This is a genomic window from Pseudoxanthomonas sp. CF125, from assembly GCF_900104085.1.
Classification (GTDB): Bacteria; Pseudomonadota; Gammaproteobacteria; order Xanthomonadales; family Xanthomonadaceae; genus Pseudoxanthomonas_A.
The window spans coordinates 322,300-341,666 of record NZ_FNLD01000001.1; the positions used below are offsets into that span (position 1 = coordinate 322,300).

A 19,367-nucleotide genomic window follows, 5' to 3' on the forward strand; every position below is an offset into this window, starting at 1 on the left:
GCCCGCTCCTACAGATTCAGCAGGTAGAAAGTGTTGCAGCCGCCATGGCCGGTGGCTCCCAGCGGTGCCTGCAGGCGTTCGAAGCCGCTGCGCTCGTACAGACGCATGGCCGCGTCCATGCCGCGCAGGGTTTCCAGGTAGCACCGGCTGAAACCGAATTCGCGTGCGGCCTGCAGGCAGCGGGCCATCATCGCCGCGCCTGCGCCGATGCCCCGCGCTTCGGGCAGGAAATACATCTTGCGCAGCTCGCAGGTATCGTCTTCGCCGCCGACCAGCGGCGCCACGCCACCGCCGCCAATGATCTGGCCATCGCGTTCGACCACGAAATAGGCCGAACGCGGTTCCGCATAAGCACGGCTCATCCAATCCACTTCAGGATCGTTGATGGCAAAACCGCTGCCGGTGGCGCCGAATTCCGGCATCACTGTGCGGATGATCCGCGCCATCGCCGCGTCGTCGCGCGTTTCGATCGGACGCAATACATAACTTTCCTGTGCAGCTTCAGCCATTCGAAACCCGATCCTCTCGCGCGCGCAAGCGGCTTGCGAATTCGTCCGGCGACAGCCCAGGCGCGAACAGGAAACCCTGGCCGACCGGAACCCCCAGCTGCAGCAGGAACTGGCGCTGCGCTTCCGATTCCACGCCCTCGGCCACCAGCCCCAGGCCCAGGCTGCGCGCGATCGCCGAGACCGCCTGGCATACCGCCACGTCGGAACGGTTGTTGGGTACGCCCTCGGTGAACAGCTGGCTGAGCTTGAGCCCATGGATGGGCAGGCGGCGCAGATAGTTGAGCGCGCTGTAGCCTTCGCCGAAATCGTCGATGGTCAGCACCACGCCCAGCTCGCGCAGTTCGGCGAAGGTCTTGAGCGTGGCCGGAGCATCCTCGATCAGCACGCGTTCGGTGAATTCCAGTTCCAGCGCCGAGCCGGGAAGTTCGTATTCGGCCAACACCGCGCGCACGTTCTCGGCCAGTTCATCGCCGGCGAACTGGCGATAGGAAACGTTGACCGCCACGCGCACGATACCCAGCCCCTGGTCGTGCCATTCACGCACCTGCCGGCAGGCTTCGCGCAGCACCCAGCTGCCGATCCGTACGATGTCGCCGGTGGTTTCGGCATGGCTGATGAAAAGATCCGGGCGCAGTTCGCCCAGCTGGTGGTTCTGCCAGCGGATCAGCGCTTCGGCGGCGACGATGCGGCCGCGCCGCAGGTCGACCTGCGGCTGGTAGACCAGGCGGAACTCCTCGTTGTCCACCGCCCGCCGCAGCTGCGTCTCGATCTGCAGGCGGTCCTGCTGCCGGCGTGCGAGCTCGGGAGTGAACGCCTGCCACGCGTTGCGTGCGCGGTGCTTGCTGTCGTACATGGCGATGTCGGCGTTCTGTATCAATTGCTGCGGGCGCAGCCCGTCTTCGGGCGCGCGCGCGATGCCGATGCTGGTGGTGATGGCGAACTCGTCCTTGCCGAAGCGGAAGGACTCGCTGAAAGCGCCCAGCACCGCATCAGCCAGGCGTTCGGGTTGCGCCGGGTCGCCGCTGGCGTCGCAGATCACCAGGAATTCGTCGCCGCCGAAACGCGCCACCAGGCCTTCGGTGCTTACGGCGTCCAGGATGCGGCCGGCGGCCTGCATGAGCAGTTCGTCGCCGGCGCTGTGGCCCAGCACGTCGTTGACGGTCTTGAAGCGGTCCAGGTCGATGTACAGCACGGCGACCTGCGCATGCACCGGATCGATCAGGCGCGCGCCCAGTTCGTTGAGCACGGCGTCGCGATTCATCAGTCCGGTCAGCGGATCGGTGCGCGCCTGGATGCGCAGGGTTTCCTCGGCGCGCTTGTCCAGCGAGATGTCCTGCAGCGTGCCGGTGATGCGCGAAGCGGTGGGATCGCTGGCTTCGGCTTCGCCGATGACGCGGATCCAGAAAGGATGCCCGTCCATGCGGCTGCCCTGCAGTTCCAGGTCGAATCCGCCGCCGGTTTGCACCACATTCTCCATCGCAGTGCGGAAGCGCCGCCGGTCCGGTTCGCGCAGGCTGGCCAGCATGGCTTCGATGTTGTCCGGGGTCTGCGCCGGCCCCAGGATGCGTACGGCCTCCTCGGTCAGGTAGACCCGGTCGCGGCCGGCGTCCCATTCCCACCCGCCGATATGGGCCAGCGACTGGGCGCGATCGAACAGCGCGCTGTCGCGCTTGAGCGCGGTCACGTCGCTGAAAAGCGAAGTGACCTGCGCCGGTTTGCTGCCGCCGGGCGCGAATTGCGGCACCGAGGTGACCGTGAGCCAGAGCAGCTGTTTGTGCTCGCGGTGGTACAGGCCCAGCAGCATGCTCTCGATGACCTGGCCGGTGGCCAGGGCGCGATGCGCGGGCAGCGCGTCGCTGCCCATCTCGCGTCCGTTCTGGTCGACGATGCGCCAGTGCGCCAGATCGAGATCGTTGCCGCGCTTGCCTTCGCCCACTCCGAAGATACGCAGGGCCGCGCGATTGGCGTAGACGATCTCGCGCGCGGCGTTCTGCACCACGATGCCTTTGTCGATCACTTCCATCAGCTCGCGGTAGCGCATTTCCGCTTCGTGCCGCTTGCTCAGGTCGCGGGCCACCGCCACCAGGCTCTTGCGCCCGTCGAAGACGAAGTTGGCCGAATGCACCTCCACCGGGAAGCGGGTGCCGTCGCTGCGCATGTTGGTGACTTCGATCACGTAGCTATCGCCGCGGTTGAGGCTTTCCCAGACCGGATCCATGTGGTCGTGCGGCAATTCGGGATTGAGCACGTTGATGTTCTGGCCGACGATCTCTTCGCGCCGGCGTTTGTAAGCGGCCATGCCGGCTTTGTTGAGATCCAGCACGGTACCGTCTTCGGCCAGGATGCTGACCGGATCGGGGACCGCGTCGAACAGGGCGCGGTAACGCAGCAACGCCCAGTCCTTTTGCGTGGTGGTCGCGCGCAGCAGCTCAAGCGCGTGGCTCATCAGCTGGCGGGTTTCAGCGTCCAGCGAAGGGTCGGTGCTGGCATGGCGCAGCGATTCCAGCAGCTTGGCCGCATCCTCTTGCAGCGATCGACTGGAAAGAAAGCCCGTTGCGCCAGCGTCGGGCGAATCCCCATCCGCTGGCGGCTTTCCGTTCATGCGGCCGACATGGCCCTCGCTACTTTGCTGCTCGTTTCGTGGCCGAGCAGGGCCGACAGCCACAGGCCGGTTTTGCTCAGTTTGTCCAGGTCGATCCCGGTTTCGACGCCCAGCCCATGCAGCAGGTACACCACATCTTCGCTGGCGACGTTGCCGCTGGCGCCCTTGGCATAGGGGCAGCCGCCGGTACCGGACACGGCCGAATCCACTACCGCCACGCCTTCTTCCAGGCACGCCAGGATATTGGCCAGCGCCTGTCCGTAGGTGTCGTGGAAATGCACCGCAAGCGCGGGCATCGGTACTTCGGCGGCGACGGCCTTGAGCATTGCGCGGGCCTTGTGGGGGGTGCCTACGCCGATGGTATCGCCCAGCGAGATTTCGTAACAGCCTAGCGCGTGCAGGCGCGCCGCAACCCGCACCACGTCCGCCACCGGCACCTGCCCCTGGTAGGGACAGCCCAGCACGGTGGACACGTAGCCGCGCACCTTGACCCCGTCGGCGCGGGCGCGTTCGAGCACCGGCCGGAAGCGTTCGATGGATTCGTCGATGCTGGCGTTGATGTTTTTCTGGTTGAAGGCTTCCGAAGCGGCGGTGAACACGGCCACTTCCTGCGCCCCGACTTCGCGTGCGCGTTCGTAGCCCTTTTCGTTGGGCACCAGCACCGGATAGGAAATACCCGGCTTGCGGTCGATGGCGGCGAACACTTCGGCCGCATCGGCCAGCTGCGGGATCCACTTGGGGCTGACGAAGCTGGTGGCTTCGATGCTGCGCAACCCGGTCCGCGACAGGCGGTCGATCAGCTCCACCTTGTCGGCGGTGGCGATGATGGTCTTTTCGTTCTGCAGGCCGTCGCGCGGACCGACTTCGACGATACGGACGGAATCGGTCATGGAGCGGGTTCCCCGGCGGCCCGCTTCATCCTCATCGGCGGAGAGTCGCTGTTCTCGAAAAGTTCGGGGTGGGCCAGCAAGACCTTGCGCAAAGTCGCTTCGTCGCCCGGGATCAGGTAGTTGAACTCATCGAGCGCCTTCGCCCGCAGGCCGCGCGCTTCGCTCATTTTCTTTACGGTATCGGCATCCACCGTGGCCAGGGTCAGCACATTGTCTTCGATGCGGTACCTGACCAGGGTAACGGCGGTGGAGGGCAATCTGGCCCCCTGCGCCAGGCCCGCCGACCCTCGAGCGAACAGCTGGGCGACGCTTTCCTCAGTCAGGACGAAGTAATGTTCGCCGCCGAGTTCGAAGCCGGATACCTCGATCTCGGCTTTGCTTGCCGGGTTACTGCCGATCTGGCTCATCGAGACCGTCGCATGGCATTGCGCGTTGACGAGGGCGTAGTCCTCTGCGGTCTGTTTCGCCGCTTCCTCAGGGGTGTTGGCGATCGGCAGCCAACGGCCCTCCAGCCGCGCATCGCATGCCAGCGGAGCGGGAGGCCGTTCGAATACCACGCAGCCGCCCAGCAAGAGCGGCAGCAGCATCAACAGAGGTCGGAGGCGTGGGCTCATGGGGTCGGCGTGGTTCCTGATTGAGGCGAACGTAAAAAGCCGGCGGCCCAGGACTGCCGGCGAACGGCTGCAGGCAGTGTCGCGGGGGAATATTGCGTCATTGCGGTTCCAGGGTGGCCAGTACCGCATCGGCTTCCACGAAATCGCCTGCCGCCGCACGCAGTTCGGCCATCACGCCGGCACGCGGCGATTTGATCGCAAGCTCCATCTTCATCGCCTCGATCACCAGCAGTTCCTGGCCGGCGGCGACCGTTTCGCCGGGTTTGGCCTTGACCATGACCACGCGGCCCGGCATCGGCGCCACGATGCGGCCGTCGTTGCCGGAAACCGAGGCGTTTTTCGGCCGGTAGGCCGATACCCGCGTTAGATCCAGACGTTTGTCGCCATCGTGCACGGTGACTTTGCGCGGACCGATGCGGACCAGAAACCGGCGCGCCTGCGATTGCAGACGCAGGCTCAGTTCTCCCGCGTGCAGGCGTGCGCCATCGACTGTATGGATGTTGCCGTCGTCGGTTTCGATACCGTATTGGCCATTGGCGCCGTGGGCGACCAGGGCCAGATCATCGCCGCGATGCAGGAAGGCCAGCGGCCGCCGACCGGCATGGCCCAGGCGCCAGCCATCGGCGATCGCCCAGGGAGAGCCGCTATCCGCGGAAAGCACGGCTTGTTGGCGGGCGTCGGCTTCCTGCGTCAGCAAGGTCGCTGTGGCCGCGGCCAGCAGCAGGGAAGAGTCCACCGCATGGGCCGGCATGAATTGGTCGAGATGCCGGTCCAGATAACCTGTATCGATGCTGCCCTCTACGACCGACGGGTGGCGCACCAGCTGTTCCAGGAATTCGATGTTGGATTTCGGCCCGACGATCTCGCATTGGGCCAGCGCATCGCGCAGGCGGGCGAGGGCGGCGCTGCGGTCCTGGTCCCAGACGATCAGCTTGGCGATCATGGGATCGTAGAAGATGCTGACGGTATCGCCTTCCACTACGCCCGAATCGATGCGCACGTGCGGCGAAGGCGTGGGCAGCGCCAGCTTCTCCAGCTTGCCCGAGCCCGGCAGGAAACCGGCTTCAGGATCTTCCGCATACAGCCGCACTTCGATGGCATGGCCGTGTTGCGGCACTTGCTGCTGGGTGATCGGCAACGCGTCGCCGGCAGCGATGCGCAGTTGCCATTCCACCAGGTCCAGGCCCGTGGTCAGTTCGGTGACCGGGTGCTCCACCTGCAGGCGCGTGTTGATCTCCATGAAATAGAACGCGCCGCCGGGATCCACGATGAACTCCACCGTTCCCGCATTCACGTAATCGATGGCGTGCGCCGCCTTGACCGCCGCCTCGCCCATCGCCGCACGCAGTTCCGGCGTCAGGAAAGTGGAAGGCGATTCCTCCAGCACCTTCTGGTAGCGGCGCTGGGCGGAGCATTCGCGCTCGTTAAGATGGATGGCGTTGCCGTGCGTATCGCCGAAGACCTGGATTTCGATATGCCGCGGCGATTGCACGTAGCGTTCCAACAGCACGCGGTCGCGGCCGAAGGCGTTGCTGGCTTCGCGCTGGCAGCTTTCCAGCTGGGCGATGAAGTCGTCCAGCCGATGCACGATGCGCATGCCCTTGCCGCCGCCGCCGTGGGCGGCCTTGATCATCAATGGAAAACCGATCCGCGCCGCTTCGCGCGACAACCCGCTGGGCGATTGGTCTTCGCCGGTATAGCCGGGCACCACCGGCACGCCGGCCGCCATCATCAGGTCCTTGGCGCCGGCCTTGCTGCCCATCTTGCGCATGGAAGCGGCTTTGGGCCCGATGAAGACGATGCCGGCGTTCTCCACGGCCTCGGCGAAGTCGGCGTTTTCCGACAGGAAACCGTAACCGGGATGGATCGCCTGCGCACCGCTGCGCTTGGCCACTTCCAGGATCGCATCGCCGCGCAGGTAGCTTTCCGCAGGGCGGGGGCCGCCGATCGGGTAGGCCTCGTCGGCCTGGCGCACGTGCTGGGCGTCGGCGTCGGCTTCCGAATAGACGGCGACGGTACGGATGCCCAGTCTGCGGCAGGTACGGATTACGCGGCAGGCGATTTCGCCGCGATTGGCGATGAGGATTTTGGAGAACATCAGCTCATTCCGGCGAATGGCACACCGCCTCAACGTTGTGTCCGTCGGGGTCGGTGATGAAGGCACCGTAGTAGTTGGCGTGGTAGTGCGGGCGCAGACCCGGCGCGCCGTTGTCGCGGCCGCCGGCGGCAAGCCCGGCGGCGTGGAAAGCGTCCACCTTGGCGCGGCTGTCGGTGACGAAAGCGATGTGGGTATGAGCGGCGACGCCGCGAGCGTCGCTGCCGATCCAGAAGCTGGGTTTGCCGTCGCGCCCGAACCCCGCCGCCCAAGTGCCGTCGCCGGTCTGTTCGGGAGTGACTTCCATCAGCAGCGATGCGCCGATGGGGGCGAACAACTGTCCGTAGAACGCCTTGCTGCGCGCGTAATCCGAGACGGGAACGCCGGTATGGTCGATCATGGTTTTTCTCCCTTGTGCGCCCATGAAGGGCTTCGTTTGTCGAGGAAGGCGGAAAGGCCTTCCTGTCCTTCCGGCGACACGCGCAAACCGGCGATCAGCGTGGCGTTGGCCTGGTCCTGCGCTTGGCCATCAGACGTCGCGATGACGCGGGCGATCAGCGATTTCGCGCCAGCGGCGGCCAACGGGCCGGCTTTCAGCAATAGATCGATCTGGCGCTGCACGGTCGCGTCCAACTGTTCCGCCGCGACCACCTCGTGCAGCAGCCCTATCCGCAGCGCGGTCTGGGCATCGAATATTTCCGCGCTGGCGAACCAGCGCCGCGCCTGGCGCGCGCCGATCGCGGCGATGACATAAGGCGAGATCACTGCCGGCAGCAGGCCGAGTTTGCTTTCGGTCAGGCCGAACTTCGCTTCGGGTACGCCGATGGCGATATCGCAGCACGCCACCAGCCCGACGCCGCCGCCGAAGGCCGCACCATGCACGCGGGCGATGGTGGGTTTGGGCAATTCGTCCAGGGTGCGCATCAGGCGGGCGAGGGCGAGCGAGTCCTGGCGGTTCTCCGCCTCGCTGGCGGCGGCCATGCCGCGCATCCAGTTCAGGTCGGCGCCGGCGGAGAACGAGGCTCCCGAACCTTCCAGCACCACCACGCGAATGCCCGCATCGGCGCCGGCCGCTGCCAGGGCGGCGGTCAGTTCGGCGATCAGTTCGGCATCGAAGGCGTTGTGCAGGGCCGGCCTGTTCAATCGCAGGCGCAGGACGGCGCCTTCCCTTTGCTGTTCCAGCATGTCCGACATCACAAACCTTCCCGGCGGCGAGGCTGAATGATAGCCGGTCGGTCGGGCCAGGCGTTCGTACGCCATAGCGGTGGTAGAATGAGAATAATTCGTATTTGAGAGCGTTTCGTGACGCTGAACGACCTGCCCCGACGTACCCCTGCCATTGTCGAATCCGTGAACGATCAGAGCCCAAACGACAACATCGCCCGCCGCCTGCGCGAGCTGGGTTTCGTTGCCGGCGAGCAGGTGGAAATCGTGGCCGAGGGCCCGATGGGCGGCGAGCCGCTGCTGGTGCAGGTGGGTTTCACCCGTTTTGCCCTGCGCCGCGCCGAGGCCTCGCGCGTGCAGCTGCGTGGGCCGGAGGCAGGGGCATGAACGCCGCCGCCGTGCCCCTGCGCCTGGCTTTGATCGGCAGCCCCAACTGCGGCAAGACCGCGCTGTTCAACCAGCTGACCGGTAGCCGCCAAAAGGTGGCCAATTACGCCGGCGTCACCGTCGAACGCAAGGAAGGCCGCCTGCACAGCGCCGCCAGCGGGCGCAGCTATGCCGTGCTGGATCTGCCTGGCGCCTACAGTCTGCACGCGGCCAGCCTGGATGAAGCCATTACCCGCGATCTGTGCCGCGGTTTCCTGCCGGGCGAGCCCGTGCCCGATGTGCTGGTGTGCGTGGTCGACGCGACCAATCTGCGCCTGCATCTGCGTTTCGCGCTGGAAGTGCGCGAATTGGGCAGGCCCATGATCCTGGCGGTGAACATGGCCGATGTGGCGCGGCGCCGTGGCGTGACTGTCGATCTGGAAGTACTGGAGCGCGAACTCGGCGTGCCGGTCGTGGAAACCGTGGCGGTGAAGCGCAACGGCGCCAGGGCGCTGGTCGAACAGATCGACCGCCTGGCCGCCGAACCGCACCTGCCCGGCAAACAACTGGCCGAAGGCACGGATATGCACCAGGAAACCCGCCGCCTGCTTTCCGTCGCGGTCGGCATGCCCACGCGCACGGCCAAGGTGGACGACACGCTGGATCGCTGGCTGCTGCATCCGGTGTTCGGTCTGTTGGCGCTGGCGGTGGTGATGTTCCTGATCTTCCAGGCGGTGTACGCCTGGGCCACGCCGATGATGGACGCCATCGAGGCGGCGACCGGCTGGCTTGGCGGAGTCGTTGGCGGCGCGTTGCCCGAAGGGCCGCTCAACAGCTTGCTGGTCGATGGCATCATCGCTGGCCTGGGCGGGGTGATCGTGTTCCTGCCGCAGATCCTGATCCTGTTTGCCTTCATCCTGGCGCTGGAGGAATCCGGGTACCTGCCGCGCGCGGCCTTCCTGCTCGACCGCATGATGGCTTCGGCCGGATTGTCGGGGCGTTCTTTCATCCCGCTGCTGTCGAGCTTCGCCTGCGCCATTCCCGGGATCATGGCCACGCGCTCCATCCAGGATCCGCGCGACCGGCTGGCCACGATCCTGGTGGCGCCACTGATGACCTGTTCGGCGCGCCTGCCGGTGTACGCGCTGCTGATCGGTGCGTTCATCCCGCAGAAGCAGGTATGGGGAGTGTTCAACCAACAGGGGCTGGTGCTGTTCGGTCTGTACTTCGCCGGTGTGGTCAGCGCGCTGATCGTGTCGTGGGTAATGAAGAAGTGGCGTCGCGACAAGAGCGAACATCCACTGTTGCTGGAACTGCCTTCCTACCGCATCCCGCATGTGCGGGATCTGTTGATCGGCTTGTGGGAGCGCGCCTGGATCTTCCTGCGGCGGGTCGGCGGCATCATCCTGGCGCTGACCATCCTATTGTGGTTCCTGCTGTCGTTTCCGGCCGCACCGGTGGATGCGACCATGCCGGCCATCGACTACAGCTTCGCCGGACGCATCGGCCATGCGATGACCGCGATCTTCGCGCCGATCGGCTTCAACTGGCAGATATGCATCGCGCTGATCCCCGGCATGGCTGCGCGCGAAGTGGCGGTGTCTTCGCTGGCCACGGTGTACGCCTTGTCCGCGGCCGACGACGAGGCCGCGGCGCAAGCGCTGACGCCGTTGATCTCGGACGGCTGGTCGCTGGCCACCGCGTTGTCGCTGCTGGTGTGGTTCATCTATGCGCCGATGTGCATTTCCACCCTGGCCACGATCAAGCGCGAGACCAACTCGTGGAAGAAGATGTCCTTCGCCACGCTCTATCTGTTCGCGCTGGCGTATGGCGCTTCGTTCGTGACCTATCAGGTCGCGGTACTGCTGGGGGCGGGGTGAGCGCGTCGTTGCTGCTGCAATACCTGATCATCGCGCTGGCGGTGCTGCTCAGCGTCTGGGTGGTGGCCAAGAAGCAGTTTCCCGGCAGCGTGCGCAGACTGCGAGTCTCCTTGGCTCTACCGCTATTGCGCGAGGGCAAGCCGGCATGGATGCGCGCTATCGGCCTGCGTGTTTCGCCGGTCAACCAGGTCGGCGATTCGGCCTGCGGCGGCTGCGACAATTGCGGCCCAAAACAGTAGGTCGGGGCTACGTCCCCGACGCTCGGGATGCTGATGGGCTACGTGTTGTCGGGGGCGTAGCCCCGACCTACTCGGTCATGTGGCGGATGGAGTCGGGCTCGGTCTGTCCCCAATCGGATGGATAGGCACCGCATGCCTGCCATGCGGAGAGGCTGGACCACTTCCAATTCCTGGCAAGTGAAACAAGCCCGTGTTTCACCGGGTTGTAGTGCAGATAGTCCAGATGCCTGGAGAAATCGACCTCGTCGCGAATGATATGGTCGTAATAGCGGCGCTGCCATACGCGTTCCCCGAATATTTCCGGAAGCGATACCAGGCGGGCGAGGCTGGCCTGCTTGAAGCTGCCGACGATTCTAGGAATGTTTTTGCCTACCTTGACGCTTATCAACAAATGCAAGTGATCGTCGAGCAGCACATGGCCATGGTGGCGGAACCGATGCAGAGCCTTGGTCGCTCGCAATGCGTCCAGTACCTGCCTCTTTGCCGCCTCGCTTGCCAGCCAGGGCGACCGTCCAGCCGTCACCAAGGTGAGGAACAAGGTCTGATCTACATCGGAGTAGTAGCGACGATACGCGGGCATGTCCGCATCGTTGCAAGCCAAGGCGCATCAGAACATCAGAAAATGTCCTGATTGCATGTCAGGAGGTCACGTAGGTCGGGGCTACGCCCCCGACGCTCGGGATGCTGATGGGCTACGTGTTGTCGGGGACGTAGCCCCGACCTACGCTAGTGGCTGCGGCCGCGAGGGCCTTTGAGGTCGTTGCGCGGCACCGCTTCCACCGCCAGGGTGAAGCTGCGTTCTTCGTTGACCTGCATCGCGCCCACGCCGACCACGTGGCGTGCGATCTCGTCGCCACGGTCGTTCTTGATGGTCAGCACCACCGTGTATTCCCATGCGGCGCCTTCGGCCGGATGCCGCACCGTCCCCTGCACGCGCAGGGGTACGATGGTTTCCGCTGCGCGCTTGGCGGTGACCGCCGCTTCATCGAAGCGCAGATGATGCTTGCACGCCGGGCAGATGCTCGCGCTTTCCAGAATGGTGGTCTTGCAATGCGGGCAACTGCGCGTCGCGCCCGCGGTGCCCGGGCGCGGGGTGCTCATGAAGCGACGTCGGTCTTCTCAGCATCCTTCGAGCCGGACTTGGAAGCGGCCTTGCTGTCGTCCCAGCCGAAGTCGGCTTGGCCGCGCATGCGCGATCCGGCGGCAACCGTCAGCGAGCCGGCCTTCAGGTCGCCGATGATCACGCCGGAGCTCAGCAGCTCGACCCGCGAAGCGGCTTCGATGTTGCCTTCCAGCTCGCCTGCGATGGTGACTTTCTTGGCGCGCACGCCGCCGTTCAACTTGGCGCCGGATTCTATGGTCAGGTCGCCCTGCACATTGACGTCGCCCTTGAACTTGCCGGCGATGCGCACATGGCCGGTGCCTTCGATCTTGCCTTCGATGGTCAGGTCGGCGGCGATCAGCGATTCCTTCGGCTCATTGGTCGCTGCAGGCACGGCGCGCGGAGGCGCGGTGGTGGTGGGGGAGAAGTCGGCCACGGCGGGCGCATCGCGCACGGGTTCGGGCGGCAGCGGGATCGAATCCTTTCGGGCGGGGTTCTGATCCTTCCAAATAGACATCGGCGTGGTCTCCAGCAAGGTACGGGGGATTTGAGACTATCGCCGTCAAATGACGGTTTTGCTGTGATCTGGCTCACCAAAATGCCCGGCGATGTCCGCAGTTGGGTCCGACACCTCAGGTAATGCCTGATATCTGAACGGCATGTCTTCGGCCGACCTCATCGATTGACGCACCGGGTGCAGTAGGAAGTCACGTTGGGCAACGGCTACAGGACCGTTTGCCAGCAGGACTTTCCGTATCCGCCTACATCCGGAACACGCCGAACTTGGCCGGCTCTATGGGCGCGTTCAACGAGGCGGAGATCGCCAGCCCCAGCACCCGACGCGTGTCGGCCGGGTCGATGATGCCGTCGTCCCACAGACGCGCGGTGGCGTACCACGGGCTGCCCTGCGATTCGTACTGTTCGCGGATCGGCGCCTTGAACGCTTCTTCCTGTTCGGCCGACCACTCCCTGCCGGAGGCTTCGATGCCGTCGCGCTTGACCGTGGCCAGCACGCTGGCGGCCTGTTCGCCGCCCATCACGCTGATGCGCGCGTTGGGCCACATCCACAGGAAGCGGGCGCCGTAGGCGCGGCCGCACATGGCGTAATTGCCGGCGCCGAAGCTGCCGCCGATCACGACCGTGAACTTGGGCACCGACGAGCAGGCCACCGCGGTGACCATCTTGGCCCCGTCCTTGGCGATGCCGGCATTCTCGTATTTCTTGCCGACCATGAAGCCGGTGATGTTCTGCAGGAACACCAGCGGGATACCGCGCTGGTTGCACAGTTCGATGAAGTGCGCGCCCTTGAGCGCGCTTTCGGCGAACAGGATGCCGTTGTTGGCGATGATGCCGACGGGATAGCCGTGCAGATGGGCGAAGCCGGTGATCAGGGTCTTGCCGTAGCGCGCCTTGAATTCGTCGAAACGCGAACCATCGACGATGCGCGCGATCACCTCGCGGATGTCGAACGGACGCCGGGTGTCCTTCGGCACGATGCCGTACAGCTCCTGCGCCGCGAACAGCGGTTCCTGCGGCTCGCGCACCGCCAGCGGAAGGATCTTGCGGCGGTTGAGGTTGCCGACCAGGTTGCGCGCGATCTGCAGTGCGTCGCGGTCGTCCTCGGCGAAATGGTCGGCTACCCCGGACACGCTGGTGTGCACGTCGGCGCCGCCCAGCGCTTCGGCATCGACCACTTCGCCGGTCGCCGCCTTCACCAGCGGCGGGCCGCCCAGGAAGATGGTGCCCTGTTCCTTGACGATGACGCTTTCGTCGCACATCGCCGGCACGTAGGCGCCGCCGGCGGTGCAGCTGCCCATGACCACGGCGATCTGGGGGATGTTCTCGGCGCTCAGGCGCGCCTGGTTATAGAAGATGCGCCCGAAATGCTCTCGGTCCGGAAAGACTTCGTCCTGCAGCGGCAGGAAGGCGCCGCCGGAATCGACCAGATAGACGCAGGGCAGGCGGTTCTCGCGCGCGATCTCCTGCGCGCGCAGGTGTTTCTTCACCGTCATCGGGAAATAGGTGCCGCCTTTCACTGTGGCGTCGTTGGCCACTACCATCACTTCAAGGCCCTGCACGCGGCCGATGCCGGCCACCATGCCGGCGCCCGGAGCCGCATCGTCGTACATGCCTTCGGCGGCCAGTGGAGCTATTTCCAGAAAAGGGGAGCCCGGGTCGAGCAGGGCAGTGATGCGGTCGCGCGCCAGCAGTTTGCCGCGTTCGGTGTGCTTGTTGCGGGCCTTCTCGCCGCCGCCATCGGCCGCGCGCGCGAGGCGGCGGTCCAATTCTTCCACCAGGGCGCGGTGGTAGGCGACGTTGTCGGTGAATTCGGTAGAGTGCGGATCGAGTTGCGAAGTCAGTACCGACATGCCGTCAACGCCTGCGGAAAGAGGGCACAAGGATACAACCCGTTCCCATCAAACCCCCAGGTGCGACAAGGCCCGCAGAAGCGGGCCTTGTCGGTGTTGCGTTCGTCGGCCGAAAGCCGGCGGATTACTTCTTGGCGGCTTCTTCGGCCTTGTCGGCGACTTCGGCTGCCTTGTCGGCGGTGGCCTGAGCAGCGTCGGAAACAGCGTCGGCGGTCTTCGCCGTGGCTTCCTGCGCCGCGTTTTCGGTGGCTTCGGCAGCAGAGCTGGTGGCAGCAGCGGCATCGGTCGCGGCAGCGGCGGTCGCATCGGCAGCGGCGGTGGCGGCGTCGCCAGCGGCGGTCGCGGCTTCGCCGGCTTCAGCGGCGGCCTGGTCGGCAGCGGCAGCGGCGTCGGTCGCGGCGGCGTCGGTCGATTCGCTCTTCTTGCAGGCGCTCAGGGCCAGAACGGAAGCGGCGAGCAGGACAATGAACTTGGTCTTCATGGTTTATCTCCGGATGTGGATGGGTACAACAGATCGGCAATGCAGGCGGAGTCTGGTGAGCCATCCCCTCGGCCTGTTACTGAAAAAGGCCGCCGGTATGCACCGGCGGCCTTTCGCATTTTACGCTAGCTTGAAGCGATACCTTATCGGTATTACTTCTTGGCTTCTTCTGCAGTGTCCTTAGCGGCTTCGGCCGTGTCGGCAGCGGCAGCGGCCGTGTCGGCAGCGGCGTCAGCAGCAGCGGCGGTCGGAGCAGCGGCAGCGTCGGTAGCGGCAGTGGCAGCAGCGTCGGCAGCCTGAGCGGCGGCGTCAGCGGAGGTCTGGGCGGCATCGGCCGTGGCAGCGCCGGTAGCGGCGGCGGCGTCGGCAGCAGCCTGGGCTTCGGTAGCCGTGGCGGCAGCGTCGGTCGCGGCGTCAGCAGCCTGCTCTTTGTTCGAGCAAGCAGCCAGGGCCAGGCCCAGAGCCAGCGCGATCAGCGTCTTGTTGATGGTCATTTGTGAATTTCCTCGTCGTTTAGTTGGCAACGCGCTATTGCGCGCCGGTGACATGATGACAATCCGGATTGGGCTGTCAAGCGGTTGCGCAGTTATTTTTGTCAACGCCTTGTTAAACGTAACATAACCCGCGGTTTTCTTACAACGTTTCGATCGCTATGGCGGTCGCCTCGCCGCCGCCGATGCACAGCGAAGCGATACCGCGCTTGCCGCCGCGCTTGCGCAGGGCATGGACCAGGGTGACCACCAGCCGGGCTCCGGAGGCGCCGATGGGGTGGCCCAGCGCGGTGGCGCCGCCGTTGACGTTGACCTTGGCGTGGGGAATGCCCAGCTCCTTGATCGGGGTCATGGCCACCACGGCGAAGGCTTCGTTGATCTCGAACAGATCTACATCGTCCACTGTCCAGCCCACCTGCTTCAGCAGCTTTTCGATGGCCCCGACCGGGGCGGTGGTGAACCACTGCGGCTCCTGGGAGAAGGTGCTGTGGCCGACGATGCGTGCCAGCGGGGCGATGCCGCGCTTGGCCGCTTCTTCGGCGCTCAGCAGCACGGTGGCGGCGGCGCCGTCGGAGATGCTGGAGGAGCTGGCGGCCGTTACCGTGCCGTTCTTGTTGAAGGCCGGCTTCAGGGTCGGGATCTTGCTGATGTCGGACTTGCCTGGCTGTTCGTCGGTGGCGTATTCCACCTCACCCTTGCGGGTGGTGACCTTCACCGGAACGATTTCGTCGTCGAAGGCGCCGGACTTCTGCGCGGCCTGCGCGCGGGTGGCCGATTCGATGCTGTAGGCGTCCTGCGCCTCGCGGGTGAAGCCGTGCTTTTCGGCGGTGGCGTCGGCGAATACGCCCATGGCCTGGCCGTCATAGGGATTGACCAGCCCGTCCCAGGACATGTGGTCCACGGCCTGGAAGTTGCCGAAGCGGTTGCCGGTGCGCGAGTTGGGGATCATGTGCGGGGCGTTGGTCATCGATTCCATGCCGCCTGCAACCACGATGCTGGCCGAGCCCGCCTTGATCAGGTCATGGCCCAGCATGATCGCCTTCATGCCCGAACCGCAGACCTTGTTGATGGTGGTGCAGCCGGTCGAAGTCGGCAGGCCGGCGGCCAGCGAGGCCTGGCGGGCGGGCGCCTGGCCCAGGTTGGCCGGCAGCACGCAGCCCATGATCACTTCGGAGACGTCCGCTGCCGGCACGCCGGATTGCTCCAGCGCGGCCCTGATCGCGGTGGCCCCCAGCGTAGGCGTGGGCACGCCGGTGAACTGGCCGAGGAAGGAACCGATCGCGGTGCGCTTGGCGGCGGCGATGACGATGTCGGACATGGGGAGCTCCAGTGGGGTGAACGTCTAATTATGCGGGAAGCGGCGCAACCCCGCATGTACGCGGGCGTGGATGCGGACCGCGGACGTCGTGCGCAAAAGAAAGGGCCCGGATTGCTCCGGGCCCTGAAGGGTGTCGCATTGGTTATGTTGGTTATGTTCTGGATTATTGGTAGCTGCCCGTGAGCGTCGCGCCCGCATAGGCGGTGAAGCCCGCGATCCGTACGTAATACGTACCGGGCTTGGCCACCAGCGTGCAGGTCTCGTTGTTGGAGCCGGTTTCCGAGCCGCAGTCGATGGAGGAGGTCGGTGCTTCGCCCCACTTCACGTACAAGTCCGCATCGCCGGTACCGCCCTGCATGACGAAGCTGACTTGGCCCGCGCCCGCCGGAACCACCAGGCTGTAGTACGTCTGGCTACCCGCAGCGCCGGACACGGCAGTCGGCACGCCATTGGCGAGCGGAATCGTCGAAGCCGGCGGTGGCGGCGGAACCCGCAGTGCGATCGGCATGTGCAGTGACGGCAGCGACAAGTTGCCATTGGCCGAGTTGCTTGGGGCGATCTCGATTGAGCCGAAGCGGAAACTGCCGTCGGCAGGTGCGGTGGTGTTTTTGATCGTGATCAGCACCTCGCGTGATTCGCCTGGCTTCAAGGTCAGACTCGCCGGCTCAACGGTGCCGGAAAAGCCCTGCAGCTTCAGGCGCCACTGGTGCTTGTAGGGCAGGGTGCTGCGGACGGTGCGCACGAAGAAGCAGGCATTGGTGCAGTTGGCCTTCTGAATCGCGGCCAGATTCAACGCGGAGGCTTCTCCACCGACTGCCGGATTGGCAGCGACGAACCGGGCCGTGGTCTCATCGAGGACCAACCCTGCGCGTGCCGCAATATCGACCTGCAGTCGTCCCGAACCTGCCGCATGCGCGTCCGCCGGGGTGACCTGGTCCTCCAGCAGCACGCTACGGCTGGCGGTCATGGTCAGTGCCGACTTGATTTCCGGCACGGTCCATGACGGATGCAACTGGCGCATCAGTGCAGCCGCGCCGGCGGTATGCGGCGACGCCATCGAGGTGCCGCTGATGACAGCCGTCAGGTTCTCGAAGCCGGTAACCGTGGTGCCGGCATAGACCGCGAGCACATCGACGCCCGGTGCGGCGATATCGGGCTTCAATACGTCGAACCCGCCGGGGCCGCGCGAACTGAAGTCGCCAAGCGCATCGATGGCATTGGGAGAAATATTGATGCCCGCCGTGGCTCCTCCATTGGTCTGCGAATAATCGCGGAGGGCATTGCCGATGGCCTGGGTAACGCCGAACGCCGGAATCGTGGTGCCGGGAACGCTCGGGCTGATGCCACCGGTGGTGTTGTTCGACAGCACCACCACCAATGCGCCCGCGGCGGCCGCGTTGTTGGTCTTGATCGTGAAAGAGCAGGTGCCGCGGCGGATCACTGCAATAGCGTTCTGGAACTGGCCGGCCGCATAGGGCAGACAACCATCATTGACGCCATTGATGCCGGGGCTGACCACGACCGGGGTCGTGGCAGGCAGCGCGTTCTGCAGACCGACGCCACCGGAGCCCGGGCTGAGCAGGACCCGTTGCAGGTTCGCAGGCGGCGTGCTGGGTCCGCTGACGGCAAGCACCGCGGTGAACCCGCCCAGGCGATGGCGCGAGGCGGCCGAGGATGTGGTCCAGGGCTCGACATGGCCCAGTGTTGCGGCACCCGGCCCGGAGTTGCCTGCGGAAGTCGCAACGAACACGCCCGCATTGGTGGCGTTGAGGAACGCCAGCGAAACCGCATCGTTCCACGGCGCCGCACCGCCGCCGATGGAGAAGTTGATCACATCGACGCCGTCGGCGATCGCCTGGTTCACGGCCGCTAGCGACGACACGTTGGGGCAAGACCCCTGGCCAGTGGCGATGTTGGTGTAGCAGATGTCGTAAGCGATCAGGCTGGCCCGCGGCGCCACGCCGGAAATCATGACCTGGGCGCCATTGAACAACGTCGGACGGCGGTTGCCGGCGGCGGTCGAGGCGGTATGGCTGCCGTGGCCGTTGGTATCGCCGAAGCCGGGTTCTTCGCGCAGACCGGCCACGCCACAGGCGTTCGCTGGTGCGCCGGCGCCGCAGATGAAGTCCCAACCACCGATCAGCTTGTCGTTGCAGCGTCCGGCATCCACACCGCCAGGCGCACAGGTGCCGAGGTAGTTGCCAGCACCGTTCGGGTTGGTATGCACATAGCCATCCACCGGGTCGATCGCGGCAAACGACGGGCTACCGAAGTTGATGCCGGTATCGAGGATGCCAACCACCACGCCTTCTCCGCGAGCGCGGTCCGGTCCATCTCCGAGTGGCATGGAGATGCCTTGCCAGACGTTGCTGGCGCCGATCAGGTGCGGCCCGATATCGGTATCGACAGCGTACTCGCGATAAGCTTCGACCAGTTGCACCTCGGGCAGCCGGCTGATGGCTTCGGCCTCCAGCGGCGACATCGAGGTGACGATCGCGTTGAGCGCGTGCTGCATGCGCTGGGTCACTTTCACCTGACGGCCCAGTGCCTGATCGATCCGGCCCTCGTAGCCTCGCTGCTTGCCTTCCAGATGTTTCACGTAGGCGCGCGCCTGCGGACTGGCGACATCGACCCGGCCGCGCCCGTTGCCCTTGCGGGCGGGTTTGGCGATGCCGGCGACGCTGCCCTGGTAGGTGGCCAGCGGCGCATCGCGGAACACTACGATGTGCGTCCGCGGCCGGTCGTCTACAGCGGTCAATGCCGCATCGCCGCCGCCGCTCGCGTTGTCCGTAGCGGTTGCGGAGAAGCCCGCGCCGTCGTCGGATTGGTCAGAAGTGGAGGACGTGCCGGTGAACGTACTGCCTGAGATCGAAATCGCCGCCCAAGCGGCGATGCAGGTCAGTCCGGCCAGCGCGGTCGCCAAAGCGACGCGTTTCTTGCGTAGAGAGAGGGACATCTTCATTCCTTGAGTGTCGGCCCATCAGCTCGGGGGAGCCTTTGGGCGTAGAGGGAAAGTTCTGTCGTGCGCCTAGTCCGTAACTTTAAAAAACAGGTCGCAGGCCGAAATTGTGACGGGCGACACACGGACGATGTCACGGAATGGGAGCTGAATCCAGTTGCGTCGCACAAGTGAAAGCCGACTTACGTGCCCGATTGGCTGGGCAACGAATGGCGGCAGATGGGGAGTGCGGAGGGCTTCGACCTGAAGTCGGTCAGCCTCGATCCGGCCCGGCGAAGCGCGCCGGGC

The 19,367-nt window shown here is 65.4% G+C and carries 18 protein-coding genes; 3 read left to right on the forward strand and 15 right to left on the reverse strand.

Annotation, left to right across the window (positions count from 1 at the left end; all coding sequences use genetic code 11):
- Positions 1-8: 8 nt before the first annotated feature.
- The 7 genes from BLR66_RS01510 to BLR66_RS01540 all read right to left on the reverse strand — a co-directional run bounded on the left by BLR66_RS01510 (position 9) and on the right by BLR66_RS01540 (position 7,904).
- On the reverse strand, positions 9-509 hold the full coding sequence (locus BLR66_RS01510; protein ID WP_093279866.1) for a GNAT family N-acetyltransferase: 501 nt from the start codon (positions 507-509) through the stop codon (positions 9-11).
- Positions 502-3,111 (reverse strand): sensor domain-containing protein, encoded by a 2,610-nt coding sequence (locus BLR66_RS01515; protein ID WP_255402265.1) that lies wholly within the window; start codon positions 3,109-3,111, stop codon positions 502-504. Before BLR66_RS01515 ends, BLR66_RS01510 begins: the two co-directional genes overlap by 8 nt.
- On the reverse strand, positions 3,108-4,001 hold the full coding sequence (locus tag BLR66_RS01520; RefSeq protein WP_093279867.1) for a hydroxymethylglutaryl-CoA lyase: 894 nt from the start codon (positions 3,999-4,001) through the stop codon (positions 3,108-3,110). The genes BLR66_RS01515 and BLR66_RS01520 overlap by 4 nt, the downstream gene beginning before the upstream one ends.
- On the reverse strand, positions 3,998-4,615 hold the full coding sequence (locus BLR66_RS01525) for a hypothetical protein (protein ID WP_143014519.1): 618 nt from the start codon (positions 4,613-4,615) through the stop codon (positions 3,998-4,000). Before BLR66_RS01525 ends, BLR66_RS01520 begins: the two co-directional genes overlap by 4 nt.
- A gap of 97 nt (positions 4,616-4,712) precedes the next feature.
- Entirely contained in the window at positions 4,713-6,713 is a 2,001-nt protein-coding gene (locus tag BLR66_RS01530) for an acetyl/propionyl/methylcrotonyl-CoA carboxylase subunit alpha (protein WP_093279869.1), read from the reverse strand.
- A gap of 4 nt (positions 6,714-6,717) precedes the next feature.
- On the reverse strand, positions 6,718-7,110 hold the full coding sequence (locus BLR66_RS01535; RefSeq protein ID WP_093279870.1) for a VOC family protein: 393 nt from the start codon (positions 7,108-7,110) through the stop codon (positions 6,718-6,720).
- Positions 7,107-7,904: an enoyl-CoA hydratase-related protein gene (locus BLR66_RS01540; protein WP_093279871.1), complete on the reverse strand. Its 798-nt coding sequence runs from the start codon at positions 7,902-7,904 to the stop codon at positions 7,107-7,109. The genes BLR66_RS01535 and BLR66_RS01540 overlap by 4 nt, the downstream gene beginning before the upstream one ends.
- Positions 7,905-8,012: 108 nt before the next feature.
- On the opposite strand from BLR66_RS01540, the gene BLR66_RS01545 reads away from it, so the two are divergent.
- The 3 genes from BLR66_RS01545 to BLR66_RS01555 are packed head-to-tail and all read left to right on the forward strand — an operon-like array spanning position 8,013 to position 10,359.
- Positions 8,013-8,261 carry a FeoA family protein gene (locus tag BLR66_RS01545; RefSeq protein WP_093279872.1) on the forward strand — a complete coding sequence of 83 codons (249 nt, stop codon included), beginning with the start codon at positions 8,013-8,015 and terminating at the stop codon, positions 8,259-8,261.
- Entirely contained in the window at positions 8,258-10,120 is a 1,863-nt protein-coding gene (gene feoB, locus BLR66_RS01550; protein ID WP_093279873.1) for a ferrous iron transport protein B, read from the forward strand. The genes BLR66_RS01545 and feoB overlap by 4 nt, the downstream gene beginning before the upstream one ends.
- Positions 10,117-10,359, forward strand: a complete 243-nt coding sequence (locus tag BLR66_RS01555; protein ID WP_093279874.1) for a DUF6587 family protein — start codon at positions 10,117-10,119, stop codon at positions 10,357-10,359. Before feoB ends, BLR66_RS01555 begins: the two co-directional genes overlap by 4 nt.
- Positions 10,360-10,426: 67 nt before the next feature.
- Here the strand turns inward: BLR66_RS01555 and BLR66_RS01560 are convergent, their stop codons facing one another.
- The 8 genes from BLR66_RS01560 to BLR66_RS01595 form a co-directional block, all read right to left on the reverse strand.
- The gene (locus BLR66_RS01560; RefSeq protein WP_143014520.1) at positions 10,427-10,939 is read right to left on the reverse strand and encodes an REP-associated tyrosine transposase; all 513 of its coding nucleotides are present in this window, start codon (positions 10,937-10,939) and stop codon (positions 10,427-10,429) included.
- 146 nt (positions 10,940-11,085) lie between these two features.
- A complete protein-coding gene (locus tag BLR66_RS01565) occupies positions 11,086-11,460 on the reverse strand; it encodes a hypothetical protein (protein WP_093279876.1) in 375 nt (124 codons plus the stop codon).
- Positions 11,457-11,978, reverse strand: a complete 522-nt coding sequence (locus BLR66_RS01570) for a bactofilin family protein (RefSeq protein ID WP_093279877.1) — start codon at positions 11,976-11,978, stop codon at positions 11,457-11,459. The genes BLR66_RS01565 and BLR66_RS01570 overlap by 4 nt, the downstream gene beginning before the upstream one ends.
- A 244-nt stretch (positions 11,979-12,222) precedes the next feature.
- A complete protein-coding gene (locus BLR66_RS01575; RefSeq protein WP_093279878.1) occupies positions 12,223-13,830 on the reverse strand; it encodes a carboxyl transferase domain-containing protein in 1,608 nt (535 codons plus the stop codon).
- Positions 13,831-13,954: 124 nt separating this feature from the next.
- Positions 13,955-14,311 (reverse strand): hypothetical protein, encoded by a 357-nt coding sequence (locus tag BLR66_RS01580; protein WP_093279879.1) that lies wholly within the window; start codon positions 14,309-14,311, stop codon positions 13,955-13,957.
- A 152-nt stretch (positions 14,312-14,463) separates the two neighbouring features.
- Positions 14,464-14,805 carry a hypothetical protein gene (locus tag BLR66_RS01585; protein ID WP_093279880.1) on the reverse strand — a complete coding sequence of 114 codons (342 nt, stop codon included), beginning with the start codon at positions 14,803-14,805 and terminating at the stop codon, positions 14,464-14,466.
- 139 nt (positions 14,806-14,944) lie between these two features.
- Positions 14,945-16,120: a thiolase family protein gene (locus tag BLR66_RS01590; protein ID WP_093279881.1), complete on the reverse strand. Its 1,176-nt coding sequence runs from the start codon at positions 16,118-16,120 to the stop codon at positions 14,945-14,947.
- Between the two features lie 163 nt (positions 16,121-16,283).
- Positions 16,284-19,076 carry a S8 family serine peptidase gene (locus BLR66_RS01595; protein WP_143014521.1) on the reverse strand — a complete coding sequence of 931 codons (2,793 nt, stop codon included), beginning with the start codon at positions 19,074-19,076 and terminating at the stop codon, positions 16,284-16,286.
- Positions 19,077-19,367 lie beyond the last annotated feature (291 nt).